The organism is Streptomyces spiralis (assembly GCF_014654675.1).
Classification (GTDB): domain Bacteria; phylum Actinomycetota; class Actinomycetes; order Streptomycetales; family Streptomycetaceae; genus Streptomyces; species Streptomyces spiralis.
In genome coordinates this window covers 37,970-59,945 of sequence record NZ_BNBC01000031.1, presented here as the reverse complement: position 1 = coordinate 59,945, position 21,976 = coordinate 37,970, and the positions used below count along the sequence as shown (strand labels likewise).

Genomic DNA, 21,976 nt, shown 5'->3' with positions numbered 1-21,976 from the left:
GACGACTGCGCGGACGACGGCCGCGCGAGCGCTTACACGCTGTTTACGTATGGCTCCTGGGGCGGACACTAGCGCCCGTTCGGGGCTGTGTGACCAGTAAGTAATGCGCGTCACGTCTCAGATGACGGACATCACACCGGCAGGGGTCACCGATCGCCTCGGACGGCGTAGTTGAGCACCTTTTCGCTCAACAGGTCCTCGATGTCGTCGAGGAGCACCAGTACCTCTCGGGACACTTCGGCCGGTTTGCGGCCCGCGAGCATCTGGCGTCCGATGGCGACGAACACCGTCTGGTGGATCCAGCAGATCTGCCCGGCCATCAGGCCGGGCAGCGGGTCGGCCGCGGCCGCGCCCGTCTCCTCGCGCAGGGCGGACTCCAGGTTGTCGTGGATCTCCTGCTGCAGGCTCCACAGCCGGGAGCGCAGCGGCGGCGCCTCGTGGATGACGCGCATGAAGCGGTCGTAGCCCTCCATCAGGCCGACCCGGGGCGAGACGGCCTCGACCTCCTCGCGCAGTTCGCGCAGTACGGCCCGGGCGGCCGACTCCCCCGCGTCCCGGCCGCGCACCCAGCGGGCCAGCCGGTCGACGACGCCGGCGGAGCGGTCGAAGAAGAGGTCCTCCTTGGCCGGGAAGTAGTTGTAGACGGTGTTGACGGAGACGTCGGCGGCCTCTGCCACGTCCGCCATCGTCACCGCCGCGAAACCGCGCTCCACGAACAGCCCGGTGGCGATGTCCGAGATGCGCTGCCTGGTCTCGCGTTTCTTCCGCTCCCTGAGCCCCTCTGCCATGACGTCATCGTAGGGCGGCACGCGATTCGCTGGGGTCAATCAAAATTTGGTGACGTTGCAAAATTTCAGCGACTCTGTTTTTCTGGCCGCATGGCAGCAGTCATCACCGCGGCCGGACTGGCCCGCACCTTCCAGACCAAGCGCGGCCCGGTCCAGGCCGTGCGCGGCATCGACCTCACCGTCCGCGAGGGCGAGATCCTCGGCCTCCTCGGCCCCAACGGCGCAGGCAAGACGACCACCCTGCGGATGCTCACCACCCTGCTGGCCCCGACCGGCGGCACGGCCACCGTCGCGGGCCGCGACCTGGCCACGGACCCGGTCGGGGTGCGGCGGGCCTGCGGGTACGTCGCACAGTCCGGCGGGATCGACGGGCAGATCACCGTGCGGGAGGAACTGGTCACCCAGGGGCGGATGTACCGGCTGACGAAGTCGCAGGCAGTCGATCGCGCCGAGGAGTTGGCGCGGGAGCTGGACCTGGTGGAGCTGCTCGACCGCAGGACCGCCACGCTCTCCGGCGGCCAGCGCCGCCGCCTGGACGTCGCGATGGCGCTCACCCACCGCCCGCGCGTGCTGTTCCTCGACGAGCCGACGACGGGCCTGGACCCCGGCAGCCGGGCCGACCTGTGGAACCTCGTCCGCCGGCTGCGCGACGAGCACGGCACGACCGTCTTCCTCACCACCCACTACCTCGACGAGGCCGACGCGCTCTCCGACCGGCTGGTCGTCGTCGACCGGGGCGTGGTGGCGGCGGAGGGCACGCCGAGCGCGCTGAAGCTGGAGTACGGAGGCTCGATCGACGCCTCGCTCCAGGACACCTTCCTCGCGATCACCGGCCGTGGCCCCGCCACCGCCCACGCCACGCCCGTGGCCGTATAGGACTCAAGGACGACTGGAAACCTGGAAACCGGATGCTTCTCCACGACACGGCCCTCATCTACGGCCGCTATCTGCGCCAGTCCCTGCGCTCCCGCTTCGCGCTGCTCTTCGGGGTACTGATGCCGCTGCTGTACCTGCTCTTCTTCGGCCCGCTGCTCACCCGTCTGCCCCTGGGCCGGCAGGGCAGCTCGTGGCAGGTGCTCGTCCCCGGACTGCTGCTCCAACTCGGCCTGTTCGGTGCGTCCTTCGCCGGCTTCACCGTCATCGTCGAGAAGGGCCAGGGCGTGGTGGAGCGCATGCGGGTCACCCCCGTGAGCCGGCTCGCGCTGCTGCTGGGTCGCGTGCTCCGGGACGCCACGGTCTTCGTCTTCCAGGCGGTGCTGCTGGTGCTCGCGGCCGTGGCCATGGGGCTACGGGCCCCGCTGCCGGGTGTTCTCATCGGCTTCGCGTTCGTCGCACTGCTGACGATCTCGCTCGCCTCACTGTCGTACGCGCTGGCGATGAACGTGCGCACCCCGCAGGAGTTCGGGCCGGTGATCAACGCGCTGACCATGCCGTCCATGCTCCTGTCGGGCCTGATGCTGCCGATGACCCTCGGGCCGGCCTGGCTGGACGTGCTCTCCCACCTCACCCCGTTCCGCTATCTGGTGGACGCGGTGCGGGACGCCTACGTCGGCTCCTACACGAGCGCACACATGCTGTACGGCGTGCTGGTGGCCGTCGGGCTCGCGGCACTGTCCGTGACAGTGGGCACACGTGTGTTCCGTACGGCCGGCGCGTAACTAGGCTGGTCACATGGTCAATCTGACGCGCATCTACACCAGGACCGGCGACCAGGGCACCACCGCCCTCGGCGACATGAGCCGGGTCGCCAAGACCGATCTGCGCATCGCCGCGTACGCCGACGCCAACGAGGCGAACGCGGTGATCGGCACGGCGATCGCGCTGGGCGGGCTCGACGAGGAGATCGTGAAGGTCCTGGTCCGCGTGCAGAACGATCTGTTCGACGTGGGGGCGGACCTGGCCACGCCGGTGGTGGAGAACCCCGAGTTCCCGCCGCTCAGGGTCGAGCAGTTCTACGTCGACCGGCTCGAGGCGGACTGCGACCGGTTCAACGCCGAGCTGGAGAAGCTGCGCTCCTTCATCCTCCCCGGGGGTACGCCCGGCGCGGCGCTGCTGCACCAGGCGTGCACGGTCGTACGGCGGGCCGAGCGCTCGACGTGGGCGGCGCTGGAGGTGCACGGCGAGGTGATGAACCCGCTGACCGCCACCTACCTCAACCGCCTGTCCGACCTGCTGTTCATCCTGGCCCGGACGGCGAACAAGGAGACCGGCGACGTGCTGTGGGTGCCGGGCGGGGAGCGCTAGAGACACCCCATATGGGTGCGCTTCGAAGCAGCGCCGTCCGCCCGGCCGCCCCGCCTCAGCGGTCGTCGTCGCTCGCCGCGTCCCGGTCGGCGGCGGCAGCCGCGGACTCGGCGGCGTCCACCTTCTTCTCCATGTCCGCGTAGCCGGAGGGTGCTCCGGCCGGGGCGGATCCGGACGAAGACGCCGAGGGCGTGGCGGACGGCGCCCCCTTCGGGGCCGTACCCGCGTGGCCGGCGCACCCTGCGGTGAGCCCCACCAGCAGGGCCGCCGCCGCGACGGCAGTCCGCCGGGCGCGCATCAGCTCCCCTTCTTGTTCGTGCTCTTGCCGTTGTCGTTGGCCTGGCACCAGGTCTTCACCGCGGCCAGGTCCTTCTTGCGCTGCTCCAGGTCGGTGCGCAGCGACGTGCGCTGGTTCAGCCGGTCCTGGAGGAAGGTGGCGATCTCGGTGTGGCCCGCCTTCTTGGCGTTGTCGACGCGCTTCTGCAGCCGGGCGACCGAGCCTCGGGTGCCGGCTCCCGCGTCCAGCCGCTTCAGGGACCGGTCGATCCGCCGGTCGAGCTTCGGCACCCGCTTGCACAGGGCGTGCGCGCCGTCACCGGTGGGCCCGGGCGCGGGGGCGCTCTCGGCCGCCGCCGCACTCGTGGTGCCCGCGAGGACCGCCGTCACGGCGAGTCCCGTGAGCAGCGTGCGCGTCCGTCGTCGTGCGTCCATCTGCCTCTCCGTCCGTTCGCATGCGTTTTCGTGCGTGTCCGGACGGGACGTCGTCCGTCGTCCGTCCGGTGCGACGCAGGCTAGGGACGGTCTTTGGGGAAACTCTGTGACCGCTTCGTCCCGGCTGTGCCGGCTGCTCCCGCCGTACCGATCAGCCAGTCCCGCCGACCGGGCAGCTCGCCGCCGCCCGAGCCGCCGCCCGAGTCCGTGCCCGACGGCAGCCGGACCTCGAAGCGCGCCCCCGTGCCGCCGGGCGCGTCCGTGACGGTGACGCTCCCCCGGTGCAGCGCCGTCTGCTGGGCGACGAGGGTGAGCCCGAGGCCGGAGCCGGCGCTGTCCGGTCCCCGCTGGAACCGCTCGAAGATCCGTTCCCGGGCCTCGGGCGGTACGCCGGGCCCCTGGTCGTCCACCGTGATCACCACCTGGTGGTCGGTGCCGCGCACCCCGACCGCCACCCGGAGCCGGCCGTGCGCGTCCCGGCCGTGGGCCAGGGCGTTGCCCAGCAGGTTGTCCAGCAGCAGCCGCAGCCCCGGCTCCCAGCCGTGCACGGCAAGGCCGGGCGGTGCGTCCAGGGTGATCAGGGCGTCCGGGGCGCGGCGCCGTGCCTCGGCCACGGCGGCGTCGGCGGCCTCGGAGACGTCCACCGTGCCCAGCGCCTCCGCCTCCACCAGGTCCCCGCGTCCCAGCTCGCGCAGCATCACCAGCAGGCCGAGCAGCCGGGCGTGCTCGCGCCCGAGGTCGGTGAGGACCTCGGTGCGGTCCGGTTCGGGCAGGTCGGGGTGGCCGGCGAGGATGTCGAGGTTGGTGCCCATGCTCATCAGCGGGGTGCGCAGTTCGTGGGCGGCGGCGGCGGAGAAGGAACGGGCCGTGTCCAGGGCCTCGGCGGTGCGCGCGGCCTGCTCGTCGTAGCGGGCGAGGACGGTGCGCACGGTGGCCGCGAGCTCGTCGACCTCCGTGACACCGGTCGGCCGGTGGTCGAGCCGGGCGGCTGAGGTGCGCGGGTCGAGTCCGGCCGTACGGCGGGTGAGGCGGCGCAGGGGCGCGCTCGCGCTGCCGGCCAGACCCCAGGCGAGCAGCCCGGACAGCGGCGCGGCGAGCAGCGCCGTCAGAACGACACGGCGGCGTACGGCCCCCAGTTGGGCCCGGTCGGCGGTGTCCGGCGAGAACACCCACAGGGTGCCGGAAACGGAGGAGCCCTTCAGCGGACGTGACAGGGCGCGCCAGCTCCGCCCGCCGGCGCGGACCGTGACCGGCCCGGAGGTCTGGCCGGGCAGGCTCACCGAGGGGTCGGGCTGGGGTCCGCCGCTGAAGGTGGCGTCCGGGGCGAGGACGCGTACGCCGACGTCGAGGGCGGAGCTGAACAGCTGCCGTTCCCTGGTGTCGGCGGCCTTCGGACGGCCGTTGCGGGTGGCGCGCAGCAGGGCGCGGGCGTCCGGGGCGATGGCGGCGGCCCGGCGGCGCAGGTGGTCGTCCTCCACGCGGTGCAGGTCGCGGGCGACCAGGTGCAGCAGCAGCCAGCCGGAGGCCGCCACCAGCAGCGGGACGGTGCAGCCGACGGCGAGCCCGATACGGGTGGAGAGCCTCACGGCGCGTCCCGCAGGACGAAGCCGACCCCGCGCACGGTGTGGACCAGCCGGGGCCGCCCGTCCGCCTCCAGCTTGCGCCGCAGGTAGCTGACGAAGGTGTCGACCGTGTCGGTGCGCACGTCGAAGTCGTAGCCCCACACCCGCTCCAGGAGCTGGTCGCGGGTGAGGACCAGCCCGGCGTTGCGGGCGAGCACCTCCAGCAGCTCGAACTCACGCCGGGTCAGCTCCAGGGCCCGCCCGTCGCGCTCGGCGGTGCGCGCCGCCGGGTCGATCACCAGGCCCGCCACGCACAGCACCTCACGGCCGGTGGGCGGCCGGCGGCGCAGCAGCGCGCGCAGCCGCAGCACCAGTTCCTGCAGCGCGAACGGCTTGACCAGGTAGTCGTCACCGCCCGCCTGGAGCCCGGCGATGCGGTCGGCGGTCTCGTCCAGCGCGGAGAGCATCAGCACGGGCACGTCCTGGCCGGCCGCGCGCAGCCGGGTGCACACCTCTATGCCGCTCATCCCGGGCATCGACACATCCAGGACCAGCACGTCCGGCGGCGCCTGCCCGATGGCCTCCAGCGCCTCCGCCCCGCCGCCCGCGCTGCGCACCGCGAACCCGCTCAGCCGCAGTCCGCGCTCCAGTGAGCGACGTATCGCCGCGTCGTCGTCGACGACCAGCACGTCCCCGGCCCGCCCGGCATCCGACATCCGCCCTCCTCATCGCCCGGTCAGCGTACGACCGTCCTCGGAGCGCGCGGCCCCGGCGGGGGCTTTCTTGGAGAAGAGCAGTGGGTCAGCGCGATCAGGCCGTGCATCGGAGCCGACGGTAGATCTCCCGGCGATGCCCCACTTCGACCACCAGGATGACGAGCTTGCCATCGTCGATCATGTAAGCGATGCGGTACACGCCGACGCGAAGCCGGTACAGGTCCTTGTGCCCCGACAGCTTCTTGACGTCGACATCCTCGCGGTACGGATCGTCGCAGAGACGGCTGAGCGCGTGGAGGATGCGCAGCGCGCCGCACCCAGGCCGTCGCCGCCGAACGTCGGTTCCGGAGCCCAGGGGGTGTCTCGTCGATCAGGCCGGATCAGGGAGCGGTGGCTGGTGGTGAGGGCACCTCCCACGCCGTTCAGGCAGTGGGGGAACATCGCAAGGCGGAGGAGGGAGTCGATGCGGAGCATCGGCGACCGACGACAACGCCGCGAGGTGCGGCACCAGGCGCCGCGAGCCCGGCATGACCGACGAGACACCACCTAGGGCCGTCCCACCGGCGCTGGACAGCCGCACCCGCCGGGAACGCGAGGTGCTCTCCTGCCTCGGTGAGGGTCTGTCCAACGCGGAGATCGCCGTCCGGCTGGACATGGCGGAGGCGACGGTGAAAAGACGCACGCCAGCCGCCTGCTGGGCAAGCTGGAGCTGTGCAGCCGGGTTCAAGCCGCGGTGCTGGCACAGGAGTTGGGATCCAGGGGCCACTCCCTGCTCAGTGGTCCAGACCTATTGACCTATGGTCCAGACCTTTCTACGCTCGCAGCACTGCGGGCGTGATGGCTCAGTCATGCCCCTGACAATAACCCCCCGACAAGGGAGGCGCAGCATGCGCTTCGGACACAGAGCCGCGGCAGGGTTCGCGACCCTGTTGCTTCCCCTGGCCGGACTGGTCGGACTCGCCGACTCCGCCCACGCCGCGGCCGAGGCCACCTCGGCCACCGCCACCTACACCAAGACCCAGGACTGGGGCTCCGGCTTCGGCGGTCAGTGGACCATCAAGAACACCGGTACCACCGCGATCAGCTCCTGGACCCTGGAGTGGGACTTCCCCTCCGACACCAAGGTGACCTCCGCCTGGGACGCCTCAGTGACCAACTCCGCCAACCACTGGACCGCCAAGAACACCTGGAACGGCAACATCGCCCCGGGTGCCTCGGTCTCCTTCGGTTTCAACGGCACCGGATCCGGCTCCCCCAGCAACTGCCTGGTCAACGGCGGCAGCTGCGACGGCGGCCCGACCGTGCCGGGCGACAACCCGCCCTCCGCGCCGGGCGCGCCGACCGCCTCCGGCATCACCGACACCTCGGTGAAGCTCAGCTGGGGCGCGGCCACCGATGACAAGGGCATCAAGAACTACGACGTCCTGCGTGACGGCAAGACGGTCGCCACCGTGACGACGACCTCGTACACGGACAGCGGTCTGACCGCCGGCACCGACTACTCCTACACCGTCCAGGCCCGTGACACCGCCGGCCAGACCGGCCCGGTCAGCGGATCGGTCGCCGTGCACACCACCGGTGGCACGACCACCCCGCCGCCCCCCGGCGGCAAGGTGAGGATGGGCTACTTCACCGACTGGGGCATCTACGCCCGCAACTACAACGTCAAGAACATCGTGACGTCCGGCTCCGCGTCCAAGATCACGCACATCAACTACGCCTTCGGCAACGTCACCGGCGGCAAGTGCGCGATCGGCGACTCCTACGCCGACTACGACAAGGCGTTCACCGCCGACAACTCCGTCAGCGGCGTCGCCGACACCTGGGACCAGCCGCTGCGCGGCAACTTCAACCAGCTGCGCGAGCTCAAGGCCAAGTACCCGAACATCAAGGTGATCTACTCCTTCGGTGGCTGGACCTGGTCCGGCGGCTTCGCGGAGGCGGCCAAGAACCCCGCGGCCTTCGCCCAGTCCTGCTACGACCTGGTGCACGACCCGCGCTGGTCCGATGTCTTCGACGGCATCGACATCGACTGGGAGTACCCGAACGCCTGTGGTCTGACCTGTGACTCGAGCGGCCCGGCGGCCTTCAAGAACCTGATGTCCGCGCTGCGCGCCAAGTTCGGCAAGGAGCTCGTCACCGCCGCGGTCACCGCGGACGGCTCCGCCGGCGGCAAGATCGAGGCCACCGACTACGCCGGTGCCTCGCAGTACGTCGACTGGTACAACGTGATGACGTACGACTTCTTCGGCGCCTGGGACGCGAAGGGCCCGACCGCCCCGCACTCCCCGCTCACGTCCTACAACGGCATCCCGAAGGACGGCTTCACCACCGCCGACGCGATGGCCAAGTTCAAGGCCCAGGGCGTGCCCGCGAGCAAGCTGCTCATCGGCATCGGCTTCTACGGCCGCGGCTGGACCGGCGTCACCCAGGACGCCCCGGGCGGCACCGCCACGGGCCCGGCGGCCGGCACCTACGAGCAGGGCATCGAGGACTACCACGTCCTCAAGACGGCCTGCCCGACCACCGGCACCATCGCCGGTACGGCCTACGCCCACTGCGGCAGCAACTGGTGGTCCTACGACACCCCGGCCACCATCAAGTCGAAGATGGCCTGGGCCAACAGCCAGGGCCTCGGCGGCGCCTTCTTCTGGGAGTTCAGCGGTGACACCGGCAACGGTGAACTGGTGAGCGCCCTCAGCAGCGGCCTGTCGTAAGCAGACAAGGCCCACGGAAACACGGAGCTCCCCCGGACCTGGTCCGGGGGAGCTTCGTCATGAGTGCCGGTGACCTACGCGACGTTCACCCTCTGTCCGGGCGGGGCCGCCTCCAGCCAGGCCAGGAATCCGGTCAGGGCGTCCTCGCTCATGGCCAGTTCCAGCCGCGTGCCCCGGTGCAGACAGACGAGGATCACCGCGTCGGACAGCAGGGCGAGTTCCTCCTCGCCCTCGGGCAGCCGGCGGCCGGCCACCTCGATCGACGCGCGCTCCAGCGTGCGGCGCGGGCGGGGGGCGTAGGAGAAGACCCGGAACCACTCCACGCGGTCGCCGTTGTAGCGGGCGACGCCGTAGCTCCAGCCCTTGCCGCTGGTGTCCGGCTTCTCCGCCACGTCCCAGCGCAGACTGCAGTCGAAGGTGCCGCCGGAGCGCTGGATGAGCCTGCGTCGCAGCCCGAAGACGAACAGTCCCACCACCACGAGCGCGACCACGACCCCGCACACGCTCAGAGCGAGGACCATCGATACCGACCTCCTCGTCTCCTAGGTAATGGAACGGAAAAAACACCCACATCCGCCTCAGCCGCGGCCGGTACCGGATTACTCCGGTACCGGCCGCGGCTGAGTGGTGTCATCGCATGGCGCTCGGTTCAGCGCGCCGCCGCAGCCGCCCGCAGACGGACGTCGGCGCGCCGCTGGGCGACCTCGTCCTCGTCCGCCTTCGCGCGCTCCAGCTCCTGCTCCGTGCGCTGGACGTCGATCTCCTCGGCGAGCTCGGCGATCTCGGCCAGCAGCGAGAGCTTGTTGTCCGCGAACGAGATGAAACCGCCGTGCACCGCGGCGACGACCGTTCCACCTTCACTCGTACGGATGGTCACCGGGCCCGACTCCAGCACACCGAGCAGCGGCTGGTGACCGGGCATGACGCCGATGTCGCCGGACGTGGTGCGCGCGACGACCAGGGTGGCCTCGCCGGACCAGACCTGGCGGTCGGCGGCGACCAGCTCGACGTGCAGCTCAGCAGCCAAGGGTGGCTCCTCGGGTCACCACCCGGCGGTAGTGCCGGGTGTTGGGGTCAATTCTAAGGGGCGTGAGGAAGGGGGCGGGACGCGCCCGCCCCCTTCCGGGTGTGAGCCGTGAGACTCACGTGGTGTGAGCCGCGAGACCCACTGCGAGCTCCGGGCTCAGGAGACGCCCAGCTCCTTCGCGTTCTTCTTCAGGTCCTCGAGACCACCGCACATGAAGAACGCCTGCTCCGGGAAGTGGTCGTACTCGCCGTCGCAGATCGCGTTGAACGCGGCGATCGACTCGTCCAGCGGCACGTCCGAACCGTCCACGCCGGTGAACTGCTTGGCGACGTGGGTGTTCTGGGACAGGAAGCGCTCCACGCGACGGGCACGGTGGACGACGAGCTTGTCCTCCTCGCCGAGCTCGTCGATACCGAGGATCGCGATGATGTCCTGCAGGTCCTTGTACTTCTGCAGGATGTTCTTCACGCGCATGGCCGCGTTGTAGTGGTCCGCGGAGATGTACCGCGGGTCCAGGATCCGGGACGTGGAGTCCAGCGGGTCCACGGCCGGGTAGATGCCCTTCTCGGAGATCGGACGGGACAGAACCGTCGTCGCGTCGAGGTGGGCGAAGGTGGTCGCCGGGGCCGGGTCGGTCAGGTCGTCGGCGGGGACGTAGATCGCCTGCATCGAGGTGATCGAGTGACCGCGGGTCGAGGTGATGCGCTCCTGGAGGAGGCCCATCTCGTCGGCCAGGTTCGGCTGGTAACCCACCGCGGACGGCATACGGCCGAGCAGGGTGGAGACCTCGGAACCGGCCTGCGTGAAGCGGAAGATGTTGTCGATGAAGAACAGCACGTCCTGCTTCTGCACATCGCGGAAGTACTCCGCCATGGTCAGACCGGCGAGGGCCACGCGCAGACGGGTGCCCGGGGGCTCGTCCATCTGGCCGAAGACCAGCGCGGTCTTGTCGATGACGCCGGAGTCCGACATCTCCTCGATGAGGTCGTTGCCCTCACGGGTGCGCTCGCCGACACCGGCGAACACGGAGACACCGTCGTGGTTGTTGGCGACGCGGTAGATCATCTCCTGGATGAGCACCGTCTTGCCGACGCCGGCACCGCCGAACAGACCGATCTTGCCGCCCTTGACGTACGGGGTCAGCAGGTCGATGACCTTGACGCCGGTCTCGAACATCTCGGTCTTCGACTCGAGCTCGTCGAAGTTCGGGGCCTTGCGGTGGATGGACCAGCGCTCGCCCTCGTAGGACTCGTCGACGTTCAGCACCTCACCGAGGGTGTTGAACACCTTGCCCTTGGTGAAGTCGCCGACCGGGACGGTGATGCCGTCACCGGTGTCGACGACCGGGGCCTGGCGGACCAGACCGTCGGTCGGCTGCATGGAGATGGTGCGGACCAGGCCGTCACCCAGGTGCTGGGCGACCTCCAGGGTCAGCGTCTTCTTCTCGCCCGCGTTCGCCGGGTCGGCGACCTCGACGTGGAGGGCGTTGTAGATGTCCGGCATCGCGTCGACGGGGAACTCCACGTCGACGACCGGGCCGATGACCCGGGCGACGCGGCCCGTAGCCGTCGCGGTCTCAACAGTGGTGGTCATTTATCGGTCACTCCCCGCGGTCGCGTCGGCCAGGGCGCTCGCGCCACCGACGATCTCGCTGATTTCCTGGGTGATTTCGGCCTGGCGGGCCGCGTTGGCAAGACGGGAGAGCGTGTTGATCAGCTCGCCCGCGTTGTCGGTGGCCGACTTCATCGCGCGCCGCGTGGCGGCGTGCTTCGAAGCGGCCGACTGGAGCAGCGCGTTGTAGATGCGGCTCTCGACGTAGCGCGGCAGCAGGGCGTCGAGGACGTCCTCCGCGGACGGCTCGAAGTCGTACAGCGGAAGGATCTCGTCCTTCTTCTGCGTCTGCTCCGCCACCTCTTCGAGGCGCAGCGGCAGCAGCCGGGAGTCGACCGCCGTCTGCGTCATCATCGAGACGAACTCGGTGTAGACGATGTGGAGTTCGTCCACGCCGCCGTCCGCCGTCTCCCGCTCGATGGCCTCGATCAGCGGCGCCGCCACCTTCTTGGCGTCCGCGTACGTGGGCTCGTCGGTGAAGCCCGTCCACGACTCCGCGATCTTGCGCTCACGGAAGTTGTAGTGGGCGACACCACGCCGGCCGACGATGTACGCGTCGACCTGCTTGCCCTCGCGCTCCAGGCGCTCGGTCAGCTGCTCCGCGGCCTTGATGGCGTTGGAGTTGAAGGCGCCGGCCAGACCGCGGTCGCTCGTCAGGAGCAGGACCGCGGCACGGGTCGGGTTCTCCGTCTCCGTGGTCAGCGGGTGCTTGGTGTTCGAACCGGTGCCGACCGCCGTGACCGCGCGGGTCAGTTCCTGCGCGTACGGCGTGGAGGCCGCCACCTTGCGCTGCGCCTTGACGACGCGCGAGGCGGCGATCATCTCCATCGCCTTGGTGATCTTCTTGGTCGCGGTGACGGATCGGATGCGACGCTTGTAGACCCGGAGCTGGGCTCCCATGAGTCAGGTCCCTTCCTTACGTCACTTGGCGGCAGCGGCCGGGGTGTCCTCGCCGAGCAGCTTGCCGTCCGAGGTCTCGAACTGCTTCTTGAACTCCGCGACCGCGTCCGCGATGGCCTGGATCGTGTCGTCGGACATCTTGGCGCCCTCCTTGATGGAGGTCATGAGGCCCTGCTCCTTGCGGTGCAGGTACTCCAGGAGCTCCTTCTCGAAGCGGCGGATGTCGACGACCGGCACGTCGTCCATGCGGCCGGTGGTGCCGGCCCAGATGGAGACGACCTGGTCCTCGGTGGCCATCGGCTCGTACTGGTTCTGCTTCAGCAGCTCGACCATGCGCTGACCGCGCTCCAGCTGGGCCTTGGAGGCCGCGTCCAGGTCGGAACCGAAGGCGGCGAACGCCTCCAGCTCACGGAACTGGGCGAGGTCCACACGGAGGCGGCCGGAGACCTGGCGCATCGCCTTGTGCTGGGCGGAGCCACCGACGCGGGAGACCGAGATACCGACGTTCAGCGCGGGGCGCTGACCGGCGTTGAACAGGTCGGACTCCAGGAAGCACTGGCCGTCGGTGATGGAGATGACGTTGGTCGGGATGAACGCCGAGACGTCGTTGGCCTTGGTCTCGACGATCGGCAGACCGGTCATCGAACCGGCACCCATGTCGTCGGAGAGCTTCGCGCAGCGCTCCAGCAGCCGGGAGTGCAGGTAGAAGACGTCACCCGGGTAGGCCTCGCGGCCCGGCGGGCGGCGCAGCAGCAGGGAGACGGCACGGTAGGCGTCGGCCTGCTTCGACAGGTCGTCGAAGATGATCAGGACGTGCTTGCCCTGGTACATCCACTGCTGGCCGATGGCGGAACCGGTGTAGGGCGCCAGGTACTTGAAGCCGGCCGGGTCGGACGCCGGGGCGGCGACGATGGTCGTGTACTCCAGCGCGCCGTTCTCCTCCAGCGCGCGGCGGACCGACGCGATGGTGGAGCCCTTCTGGCCGATGGCGACGTAGATGCAGCGGACCTGCTTCTTCGGGTCGCCGGTGCGCCAGTTGTCGCGCTGGTTGATGATCGTGTCGACGGCCAGGGCGGTCTTGCCGGTCTGGCGGTCGCCGATGATCAGCTGACGCTGACCGCGGCCGATCGGGGTCATGGCGTCGACGGCCTTGTAGCCGGTCTCCATCGGCTCGTGCACCGACTTGCGCTGCATGACCGTGGGGGCCTGCAGCTCGAGGGCGCGGCGGCCCTCGGTCTCGATCTCGCCGAGGCCGTCGATCGGGTTGCCGAGCGGGTCCACCACGCGGCCGAGGTAGCCCTCGCCGACGGCGACGGACAGGACCTCGCCGGTGCGGGTGACCGGCTGGCCCTCCTCGATGCCGCTGAACTCACCGAGGACGATGGCACCGATCTCGCGCTCCTCGAGGTTGAGGGCGAGGCCGAGGGTGCCGTCCTCGAACTTCAGCAGCTCGTTGGCCATGGCCGAGGGCAGGCCCTCGACCTTCGCGATGCCGTCGCCGGCAAGGGTGACCGTACCGACCTCCTCGCGCGAGGCCGCGTCCGGCTTGTACGACTGGACGAAGTTCTCCAGCGCGTCCCGGATCTCCTCCGGCCGGATCGTGAGCTCCGCCATCTGGGTTCCCTGCTCTCCTTGTTGGGCCCGAAGTTTCACTTGGGGGGTATTCCACGAGTTCGGGACTCCCCCCAATAAGAGGTGAATCCTCTGCACGGCCCAACCAGGGCCGTCGTGTACGTCTTGCGTGTTGAGTTGCTGCTAGCTCGCCATGCGGCGGGCGGCGTCGTCGAGCCGGTCCGCGAGGGAGCCGTTGATCGTCTCGTCGCCGACCTGCACCCGGATCCCGCCGATCAGCTCGGGGTCCACGTCGATGTTGAGGTGCATCTGGCGGCCGTAGAGCTTGGCGAGGGCGGCGCCGAGGCGCTGCTTCTGCCGGTCGCTCAGCGGGACCGCCGTGGTGACGACGGCGACCATGCGGTTGCGACGGTCGGCGGCGAGCTTGGACAGGGACTCCAGTCCCGTCTCCAGGCTACGTCCCCGCGGCACGGTCACAAGGCGCGTCACCAGACGCTCGGTGGTCGGCTTCGCCCGGCCGCCGAGCAGCCGGTGCAGCAGCTCGACCTTGGCCGAGGTGCGCGCGGCCCGGTCGGTCAGCGCCGAGCGCAGCTCGGTGCTGGAGGAGACGATCCGGCCGAAGCGGAACAGCTCGTCCTCGACGTCGTCGAGCGTGCCGGACCGCTGGGCGGCGGTGAGGTCGGCGAGGTTCGCCAGCTCCTCCAGCGCGTCCACCAGGTCACGCGACTGCGACCAGCGCGAGCGCACGATGCCGGCCACCAGGTCCACGGCCTCGCCGCCGACCTGGCCGCCGAGCAGCCGCTGGACGAGCGTGGCCTTGGCGTCGCCGGACTGCGCCGGGTCGGTGAGGACCCGACGCAGGCCTGCCTCGCGGTCGAGCAGCGCGGTGACGGCCGCCAGCTCGTCGGCGAGCTTCGCGGCGTCGACGGAGGTGGAGTCCGTCAGCGCGTCGAGACGCTCACGTGCGGCGGTCAGAGCCTCGCGGCTCGCTCCGGTCATCGCGCGGCCTCGGCCTTCTCCTCGAGCTCGTCGAGGAAGCGGTCGATCACGCGGCTCTGCCGGGCGTGGTCCTCGAGGGACTCACCGACGAGCTTGCCGGCCAGCTCGGTGGCGAGCTTGCCGACGTCCTGGCGGAGCGCGGACGCGGCGGCCTTGCGGTCGGCCTCGATCTGGGTGTGGCCGGCGGCGACGATCTCCTCGCGCTGACGCTGGCCCTCGGCCCGCATCTCGGCGATGAGCGTGGCGCCCTGCTCCTGCGCCTCCTGGCGCAGGCGCGCGGCCTCGTGCCGGGCCTCGGCCAGCTGGGCCTTGTACTGCTCGAGGACGCTCTGGGCCTCGACCTTCATGGCCTCGGCCTCTTCGATACCGCCTTCGATCGCCGCGCGGCGCTCCTCCAGAACCTTGTTGATGTTCGGCAGGAGCTTCTTCCCGAGGAAGAAGAAGACGATGGCGAAGGTGACGAGGCCGATGACCAGCTCGGGGCCGGGCGGGATGAGAGGGTTCTGCTGCTCCTCCGCCGCCAGCTGCACCAGCTGCTGTGTCAGCTGCATGTCATCAGTGCCTTTCCCTGATGGGGGTGGGTCGTCCGCCGCGGTTTACTTGTAGGTGTAAACGAACGGCATGACGATGCCGATGAGGGCGAGCGCCTCACAGAAGGCGAAGCCCAGGATCTGGTTGGCACGGATCAGACCGGCGGCCTCGGGCTGGCGGGCGAGCGCCTGGGTGCCGTTGCCGAAGATGATGCCGATGCCGATGCCGGGACCGATGGCGGCGAGGCCGTAGCCGACGGAGGCGATGGAGCCGGTGACGGCGGCAAGGGTCTCAGTGGCAGCCATGCTGATTCTTCCTTCTCTTTCAAGGACCGGTGGGGGTTGGCCACCGGACGTCTGTGACGGGGCGGTGCGGGACGGTGGCTCAGTGGTGCTCGGCGAGAGCGCCCTGAACGTAGGAGCAGGCCAGGAGGACGAAGACGTACGCCTGGACGGCCTGGACGAAGAGCTCGAACAGGATCATGACCATGGCCATGACGAACGAGACGGCGCCGGCCGCGATCAGCCAGCTGTTCATCAGGTACCAGCTGGCGACGGTGAACATCACGAGCAGCAGGTGGCCGGCGAACATGTTGGCGAACAGTCGCACCGCGTGCGTGAACGGGCGGACCAGGACGTTCGAGAAGAACTCGATGACCACCACGAGCGGCAGCACCGCGCCGAGCGACTTGTCGTAGCCGGTGAGGTTCTTGAAGCCGCCGACGAAGCCGTGCTTCTTGAACGTCAGGACCATCCAGGTCACGTAGACGACCGCGGCCAGGGCGGCCGGGTAGGCGATGATCGACGTCACCGGGAACTGGGCGACCGGGATGATCGACCAGATGTTCATGATCCAGACGAAGAAGAAGATCGAGACCATCAGCGGGACGTACTTCTCGCCCTCGCGCTTGCCCAGCGTCTCGTAGACGATGCCGCGGCGAACGAAGTCGTAGCCCGCCTCGCCGACCATCTGCAGCTTGCCGGGCACCACCTTGGCCTTGCTGAAGGCGGCCCAGAAGAAGCCGACCACGACCAGCGAGGTGATGATGGCGAGCAGCATCGGCTTGTCGAAGTCGAAGCCGCCGACCGTGAACATCGGCTTGAAGATGAAGGAGTGGAGGCCCGGCGACGGGAAGCCGCAGCCGTTTTCGGCGAAGACGCGGCAACTCCAGTCAAAGGCGAGCGTGGTCTGGTCAGCACTCACCGCGGGCTCCTTCGGCGTGGCGCATGGATACGGCAACCTCGTTGTGTCGGCGCGGCGGGCAGCCGCGGGTCGGCACCGGACTGGTGTTACGGATGTGGGGGCGGCCGGCGGGCATCGAGCCTCGCGATCGAGCAGGCGTCAGCTCAGATGCCCGCGCCCGCGATGCCGCAGTTGGCACCGGACGATAGCAGGAGATCACACACGTCTTTATCCCGGCCCTACCCCTCACGACGAGGACCCTGTCTTCTCGGACTTGTCGTTCTTCTCGGAGTCCGGTTCGACGTAGAAGATCTTGGACTTCATGTGCGCACGGGCCTGCGCCGCCATCCATACGACGGTCGCGGCGACGAGTGAGAACGCGAAGGCCCTGGCGTTGAAGAGCGACGTGCCCTTGAACACGGCCAAGAAGATCATGAGCAGCAGGAGTTGGGCGACGTAGAGCATGAGGCCCATGGCCTGGAAGAGCTGCGGCAGCGTTTTCGCCGTCCACTGCAGCACGTAGAGACCGATCCCCATGTACAGGATGGCCAGGGCTACGCCGACGACGGCCCCGATCGCGCCCTTCCCGCCGGCGACCGCGCCACTGACCGCCACCGCGACCACACCGACAGCTGCGGTGGGCACTGCGGTGTGCAGTAGGTTCCGGACGTCATTGGACGGCATGGCGGCAACTCCGCTTTCACAGGGGGCAGGGGTGTCGTCATGGACGAGCGTAGTCCCCGGTTCGGACGAGGATCCTCCACACCAAGGGCCCCTCGCACTCGGGTCCTTCGGTTGTATCCGGGGTTCTCGTGAACGGTATCACAAACTATTTGATGAGGTCTTTACCTGCTGGGTGTGCTGGCTGTCACACATGAGAGTAAAGCTGCCCGTCTGTGCAAAAAGCGAGCCAAATTGTCTGGTATTAGGGGTCTTTGTCCCCCCACGAGATGGCAACGCTTTAGTCAGATTCTTACCTTGCGGCGTCAGCGCGACGTTCCCGCTTTGCGCCCGTCGAGGACGCGCGAACGGGCGCCCACGGCGGTGGCTCCGTTGACTCCGGCCACTCCGGCCGCGATCGTCGCGGAGTGCTGAGCCGCCTGGGCCCCGTGGGCCTCATGGGGTTCGCAGGCCTCGGCGGCGGCCTCCTGCGCCTCCCGGAGCGCGGCTCCGACCGCCGCCGGAGTGGCGGCGCCCGGGGCCGTGGCCGCGCGACGGCGGCCCCGCCGGTAGCGCGGCGGCACGAACGCCTCCGCCCAGCGCGGGGTACGCGGCGTGAACCGCGGCAGCAGGAGCAGCACCAGGCCGATGAAGCTGAGGACGACGATGCCCAGCACGATCCACATCGACGCCGAGTTGACCGAGTAGGCCAGCGCGCCGAAGCCGATCAGGGCCGCCCAGAAGTACATGATCAGCACGGCCCGGCTGTGCGAGTGGCCGATCTGGAGCAGCCGGTGGTGCAGGTGACCGCGGTCCGCCGCGAACGGCGACTGGCCGCGCCAGGTGCGCCTCACCACCGCGAAGACGAAGTCCGAGGCCGGGATGGCGATGATCGTCAGCGGCAGCAGCAACGGGATGTAGACCGGCACCATCTGGTGCACCGCGTTGCGCTCGGAGCCGGCGAACAGGTTCATCACGTCCGGGTCGACCTGCCCGGTCACCGAGATCGCGCCCGCCGCCAGCACCAGGCCGATCAGCATGGACCCCGAGTCGCCCATGAAGATCCGCGCCGGGTGCATGTTGTGCGGCAGGAAGCCCAGGCACATGCCCATCAGCACGGCCGCGAAGAGGGTCGCGGGGGCGGCGGCCTCGATGCCGTACGAGTACCAGATCCGGTAGGCGTACATGAAGAACGCTGCGGCCGCGATGCACACCATGCCGGCGGCCAGCCCGTCCAGGCCGTCGACGAAGTTGACCGCGTTGATCGTGATCACGACCAGCGCCACCGTCAGCAGGGTGCCCTGCCACTGGGTGAGCGCGACCGTCCCCACGCCCGGCACCGGCAGCCACAGGATCGTCAGACCCTGCATGACCATCACGCCGGCGGCGATCATCTGGCCGCCCAGCTTGATCAGGGCGTCGATCTCGAACTTGTCGTCCAGGACACCGATCAGCCAGATCAGCGCGGCCCCGGAGAGCAGCGCGCGCGGCTCGTTCGACTTCTCGAAGACCTCGTTGAGGTTGGTGAGGTGGTCGGCGACCAGCAGGCCCGCGCACATGCCGAAGAACATCGCGATCCCACCGAGCCGGGGGGTGGGCTCCCGGTGCACGTCACGTGCCCGGATCTCCGGCATCGCCCCCGCCACGATCGCGAACTTGCGCACCGGCCCGGTCAGCAGGTACGTCACCGCGGCCGTGATGCAGAGCGTCAGCAGGTATTCACGCACGGGCTTCCCCACAGGTCTCGCTGGCCATCTCAGCCCCACACCCTAGCGACGCGGGCATATGTATGGGGACTTCCGGGTAGCGACGATGGTTGCACGTGTGGCTGTGCACGGCTCCGGACGGGCCGTGCACGACCATGCGCCTACCCCGTCCCGGGCGCCTCAGGCCCCGTCCAGGCCGTCTCAGCCTCTCACGGGCTCTCTCGGGCACTCTCAGACGGGATACGGCGGGAACCGCACGGTGAGCTCGCGCACGTCCTCACGGGCCCGCGCCGCGTCGAGCTCCCCGCGCAGCACCTTGCCGAAGAGTACGGCGATCCGCTGCATCTCCTCCTGTCCCATGCCCTGCGTGGTCACCGCGGCGGTGCCCAGACGCAGCCCGCGGGCATCGCCGTGCGGCAGCGCGCAGCAGTCCAGCACCATCCCGGCGGCGGCCAGCCGCCCGCGCGCCGCGCGCCCGTCGACGCCGAGGGGCGCCGGGTCGGCGGTGATCAGATGGGTGTCGGTGCCGCCGGTGGTGATGTTCAGCCCCTCCACGGCCAGGTGGGCCGCCAGCACGCGCGCGTTGACGACCACCTGGTGGGCGTAGGCGGCGAAGGCCTGGGTGGCCGCCTCGGCGAACGCCACGGCCTTCGCGGCGATCGTGTGCATCTGGGCGCCGCCCTGGGTGAAGGGAAACACCGCCCGGTCGACGCGCTCGGCCAGCTCGCTCCCGCACAGGATCATCCCGCCGCGCGGCCCGCGCAGCACCTTGTGCGTGGTGGCGCACACCACGTCGGCGTACGGGACGGGACTGGGCGCCGCTCCCCCGGCGACCAGGCCTATCGGGTGCGCGGCGTCGGCGATCAGATAGGCGCCCACCTCGTCGGCGACCGAACGGAAGAAGGCGTAGTCGATGTGGCGCGGGTAGGCGATCGACCCGCACACGATCGCCTTGGGCCGGTGCGTACGGGCCAGGGTGCGCACCTGGTCGTGGTCGATGAGCCCGGTCTCGGCGTCGACGCCGTAGCCGACGAAGTCGAACCAGCGCCCCGAGAAGTTCGCGGGCGAGCCGTGGGTGAGATGACCGCCGTGGGGCAGCCCGAGGGCGAGGACGGTGTCCCCGGGGCGCAGCAGCGCCGCGTAGGCGGCGAGCACGGCGGACGACCCGGAGTGCGACTGCACGTTGGCGTGGTCGGCGCCGAACAGCGTCCTTGCCCGCTCCACGGCCAGCCGTTCGGCCATGTCGACGATCTCGCAGCCGCCGTGGTGCCGGGCGGCCGGGTACCCCTCGGCGTACTTGTTCGCCAGCGGCGAGCCGAGCGCGGCCAGCACCGCGGGCGAGGTGAAGTTCTCCGCCGCGATCAGCTGCAGGGTGGTCGTCTGCCGCTCCAGCTCCCCCAGCAGGATGTCGGCCACTGCGGGGTCCTGCCGCCGCAGGACATCGGCCTCGAGGGCAGGGATGACCGACATGGTGGTCTCCGGACGGTCGACGGTGACGTACGTCCAATGTAGGCCCGCCCCGACCCCCGCGCGCGACCGTTCCCCCTCCCGGCCCACACACCCTCCCTACGGCCCACAGCAACACCCTCGAGGGGCCCACAAGCCGCCCAGGCACCCCGGTCAAGGGCTGCGCCGACCGAAGCCCAACCCCGGCAGCGCCAGGTCCGCGCCGGAAGCCCCCTGGCCTCAGGCGCGGGCGGGTACCCCGGTCAGGGCTGTGACGACCGGGTCCAGGGCCTCGTGTATTTCGTCGCCGATGGAGCGGAAGAAGGGCAGGGGGGCGCCGTAGGGGTCGTAGACCTCGTCGGCCTCGACGCTGGGGGCCAGGAGCCACCCGCGTAGAGCGGCGGCGGCGCGGACCAGGGCCCGTGCGCGTTCCACCACGCCGTCCTCCAGGGGAGGCAGCGTGGCCAGGTCTATCGCCTTCACCAGGCGGGTGAACTCCTTGAGCGTGAAGGTGCGCAGGCCGGCCGAGTGCCCCATGGAGATGACCTGGGCGCGGTGGTCGCGGGTCGCGGTCAGGACCAGGTCGGCCCTGATCACGTGCTCGTCCAGCAGTTCGCGGCCCACGAAGCCGGAGGCGTCCGCGCCGAAGTCCGCCAGGACCGTCTCGGCGTTGCTCTCCATGGGCGCGCCCTCGTGGCCCCAGGTGCCCGCGCTCTCCACGATGAGCCCGCCGCCGGCCGGGTCGCCGAGCCGGTCCGCCAGGAAATGGCGGGTCAGCCGCTCGGTGATGGGCGAGCGGCACACGTTGCCGGTGCTGACGTGGAGGATGCGGAAGGTGTCGTGGGGCGGGCCGGGCTGCGCCGGGATCCCCGTCTCGTACTCCTCGCCTATGCCACGCCCCGCTTCAGGGGCCGTCAATTCGCCACCTCGAGGTCGGGTACGACCTTCCGCAGCTCCTCCGGCGACAGGGCGCCCTCACGGAGCAGTACGGGCACCTCGCGGGTGACGTCGACGATGGAGGACGGGACGTTGCCGGGGGTGGGGCCGCCGTCGAGGTAGACGGAGACGGAGTCGCCGAGCATCTCCTGCGCGGCGTCGCAGTTCTCCGGCGCGGGGTGGCCGGTGAGGTTCGCCGAGGACACGGCCATCGGGCCGACATCGGTGAGCAGTTCGATCGCAACGGGGTGCAGGGGCATCCGGACGGCCACCGTGCCACGGGTGTCGCCCAGGTCCCACTGCAACGACGGCTGGTGCTTCGCGATCAGCGTCAGCGCGCCCGGCCAGAACGCGTCGACCAGCTCCCAGGCCATCTCGGAGAAGTTCGTGACCAGCCCGTGCAGCGTGTTCGGGGAGCCGATGAGAACGGGCGTGGGCATGTTGCGGCCCCGGCCCTTGGCGGCGAGCAGGTCGGCCACGGCCTCGGAGGAGAACGCGTCGGCACCGATGCCGTACACGGTGTCGGTCGGCAGCACCACGAGTTCGCCCCGGCGGACGGCGGACGCGGCCTCGCGCAGACCCGTCACGCGGTCGGTCGCGTCGTTGGTGTCGTATCGCCGTGCCATTGTCAGCGGGCCTCCTCGTACACGTACTGCTGGCTTGAAGTC

At 70.0% G+C, this 21,976-nt stretch carries 24 protein-coding genes and 1 pseudogene; 5 read left to right on the top strand and 20 right to left on the bottom strand.

The genetic code is table 11. The features are described 5' to 3' along the window. Window positions 1-146: 146 nt before the first annotated feature. Window positions 147-788 carry a TetR/AcrR family transcriptional regulator gene (locus IE318_RS28080; protein ID WP_030170174.1) on the bottom strand — a complete coding sequence of 214 codons (642 nt, stop codon included), beginning with the start codon at window positions 786-788 and terminating at the stop codon, window positions 147-149. 90 nt (window positions 789-878) lie between these two features. On the opposite strand from IE318_RS28080, the gene IE318_RS28075 reads away from it, so the two are divergent. From IE318_RS28075 to IE318_RS28065, 3 genes are read left to right on the top strand one after another with little or no spacing between them, the layout of a single operon-like run. Next, window positions 879-1,664, top strand: coding sequence for an ABC transporter ATP-binding protein (locus IE318_RS28075; protein ID WP_189904773.1), 786 nt, complete (start codon window positions 879-881; stop codon window positions 1,662-1,664). Between the two features lie 32 nt (window positions 1,665-1,696). Next, complete coding sequence (locus tag IE318_RS28070) at window positions 1,697-2,446, top strand: ABC transporter permease (protein WP_030170179.1); 750 nt, start codon at window positions 1,697-1,699, stop codon at window positions 2,444-2,446. 13 nt (window positions 2,447-2,459) lie between these two features. After that, entirely contained in the window at window positions 2,460-3,032 is a 573-nt protein-coding gene (locus tag IE318_RS28065; RefSeq protein WP_030170182.1) for a cob(I)yrinic acid a,c-diamide adenosyltransferase, read from the top strand. Between the two features lie 55 nt (window positions 3,033-3,087). On the opposite strand, the gene IE318_RS28060 is transcribed toward IE318_RS28065, so the two are convergent. From IE318_RS28060 to IE318_RS28040, 5 genes are all read right to left on the bottom strand, one after another. Next, on the bottom strand, window positions 3,088-3,330 hold the full coding sequence (locus IE318_RS28060; protein ID WP_189904765.1) for a hypothetical protein: 243 nt from the start codon (window positions 3,328-3,330) through the stop codon (window positions 3,088-3,090). Next, window positions 3,330-3,743 (bottom strand): hypothetical protein, encoded by a 414-nt coding sequence (locus tag IE318_RS28055; protein WP_189904763.1) that lies wholly within the window; start codon window positions 3,741-3,743, stop codon window positions 3,330-3,332. The genes IE318_RS28060 and IE318_RS28055 overlap by 1 nt, the downstream gene beginning before the upstream one ends. Before the next feature lie 80 nt (window positions 3,744-3,823). Beyond that, on the bottom strand, window positions 3,824-5,329 hold the full coding sequence (locus tag IE318_RS28050; protein WP_189904761.1) for a sensor histidine kinase: 1,506 nt from the start codon (window positions 5,327-5,329) through the stop codon (window positions 3,824-3,826). Next, window positions 5,326-6,021: a response regulator transcription factor gene (locus tag IE318_RS28045; RefSeq protein WP_189904759.1), complete on the bottom strand. Its 696-nt coding sequence runs from the start codon at window positions 6,019-6,021 to the stop codon at window positions 5,326-5,328. The genes IE318_RS28050 and IE318_RS28045 overlap by 4 nt, the downstream gene beginning before the upstream one ends. A gap of 94 nt (window positions 6,022-6,115) precedes the next feature. Further along, a complete protein-coding gene (locus IE318_RS28040; protein WP_373311295.1) occupies window positions 6,116-6,376 on the bottom strand; it encodes a type II toxin-antitoxin system RelE family toxin in 261 nt (86 codons plus the stop codon). A 202-nt stretch (window positions 6,377-6,578) separates the two neighbouring features. Here IE318_RS28040 and IE318_RS28035 point away from each other — a divergent pair. Beyond that, window positions 6,579-6,859 (top strand): annotated as a pseudogene (locus IE318_RS28035) (response regulator transcription factor); the annotation flags it as partial. Window positions 6,860-6,908: 49 nt separating this feature from the next. Further along, entirely contained in the window at window positions 6,909-8,738 is a 1,830-nt protein-coding gene (locus IE318_RS28030) for a glycoside hydrolase family 18 chitinase (protein ID WP_189904757.1), read from the top strand. Between the two features lie 74 nt (window positions 8,739-8,812). Here the strand turns inward: IE318_RS28030 and IE318_RS28025 are convergent, their stop codons facing one another. The 14 genes from IE318_RS28025 to IE318_RS27960 all read right to left on the bottom strand — a co-directional run bounded on the left by IE318_RS28025 (window position 8,813) and on the right by IE318_RS27960 (window position 21,934). Then, on the bottom strand, window positions 8,813-9,259 hold the full coding sequence (locus tag IE318_RS28025) for a DUF2550 domain-containing protein (RefSeq protein WP_030170206.1): 447 nt from the start codon (window positions 9,257-9,259) through the stop codon (window positions 8,813-8,815). A gap of 128 nt (window positions 9,260-9,387) precedes the next feature. Continuing rightward, entirely contained in the window at window positions 9,388-9,765 is a 378-nt protein-coding gene (locus IE318_RS28020; protein WP_030170208.1) for a F0F1 ATP synthase subunit epsilon, read from the bottom strand. Between the two features lie 156 nt (window positions 9,766-9,921). Next, window positions 9,922-11,358, bottom strand: a complete 1,437-nt coding sequence (gene atpD / locus IE318_RS28015) for a F0F1 ATP synthase subunit beta (protein ID WP_189904755.1) — start codon at window positions 11,356-11,358, stop codon at window positions 9,922-9,924. Further along, window positions 11,359-12,276: a F0F1 ATP synthase subunit gamma gene (locus tag IE318_RS28010; protein WP_030170212.1), complete on the bottom strand. Its 918-nt coding sequence runs from the start codon at window positions 12,274-12,276 to the stop codon at window positions 11,359-11,361. A gap of 21 nt (window positions 12,277-12,297) precedes the next feature. Then, the gene (gene atpA / locus IE318_RS28005) at window positions 12,298-13,890 is read right to left on the bottom strand and encodes a F0F1 ATP synthase subunit alpha (protein ID WP_030170214.1); all 1,593 of its coding nucleotides are present in this window, start codon (window positions 13,888-13,890) and stop codon (window positions 12,298-12,300) included. A 141-nt stretch (window positions 13,891-14,031) separates the two neighbouring features. Then, window positions 14,032-14,847, bottom strand: a complete 816-nt coding sequence (locus tag IE318_RS28000) for a F0F1 ATP synthase subunit delta (protein ID WP_189904753.1) — start codon at window positions 14,845-14,847, stop codon at window positions 14,032-14,034. After that, window positions 14,844-15,392, bottom strand: a complete 549-nt coding sequence (locus tag IE318_RS27995) for a F0F1 ATP synthase subunit B (RefSeq protein WP_107473291.1) — start codon at window positions 15,390-15,392, stop codon at window positions 14,844-14,846. The genes IE318_RS28000 and IE318_RS27995 overlap by 4 nt, the downstream gene beginning before the upstream one ends. Before the next feature lie 51 nt (window positions 15,393-15,443). Further along, window positions 15,444-15,683 (bottom strand): ATP synthase F0 subunit C, encoded by a 240-nt coding sequence (gene atpE, locus IE318_RS27990; RefSeq protein ID WP_018571456.1) that lies wholly within the window; start codon window positions 15,681-15,683, stop codon window positions 15,444-15,446. 79 nt (window positions 15,684-15,762) lie between these two features. Next, entirely contained in the window at window positions 15,763-16,581 is an 819-nt protein-coding gene (gene atpB, locus IE318_RS27985; RefSeq protein ID WP_189904751.1) for a F0F1 ATP synthase subunit A, read from the bottom strand. 225 nt (window positions 16,582-16,806) lie between these two features. Then, window positions 16,807-17,244: a Cg1360 family ATP-synthase-associated protein gene (locus IE318_RS27980; protein ID WP_030170229.1), complete on the bottom strand. Its 438-nt coding sequence runs from the start codon at window positions 17,242-17,244 to the stop codon at window positions 16,807-16,809. A gap of 302 nt (window positions 17,245-17,546) precedes the next feature. Next, window positions 17,547-18,947, bottom strand: coding sequence for an MraY family glycosyltransferase (locus IE318_RS27975; protein ID WP_189904749.1), 1,401 nt, complete (start codon window positions 18,945-18,947; stop codon window positions 17,547-17,549). A 210-nt stretch (window positions 18,948-19,157) separates the two neighbouring features. Continuing rightward, a complete protein-coding gene (gene glyA / locus IE318_RS27970; RefSeq protein WP_189904748.1) occupies window positions 19,158-20,396 on the bottom strand; it encodes a serine hydroxymethyltransferase in 1,239 nt (412 codons plus the stop codon). A 216-nt stretch (window positions 20,397-20,612) separates the two neighbouring features. Next, window positions 20,613-21,290, bottom strand: a complete 678-nt coding sequence (locus tag IE318_RS27965) for an arsenate reductase/protein-tyrosine-phosphatase family protein (RefSeq protein WP_030170237.1) — start codon at window positions 21,288-21,290, stop codon at window positions 20,613-20,615. Next, a complete protein-coding gene (locus tag IE318_RS27960) occupies window positions 21,287-21,934 on the bottom strand; it encodes an L-threonylcarbamoyladenylate synthase (RefSeq protein WP_189904747.1) in 648 nt (215 codons plus the stop codon). The genes IE318_RS27965 and IE318_RS27960 overlap by 4 nt, the downstream gene beginning before the upstream one ends. Window positions 21,935-21,976 lie beyond the last annotated feature (42 nt).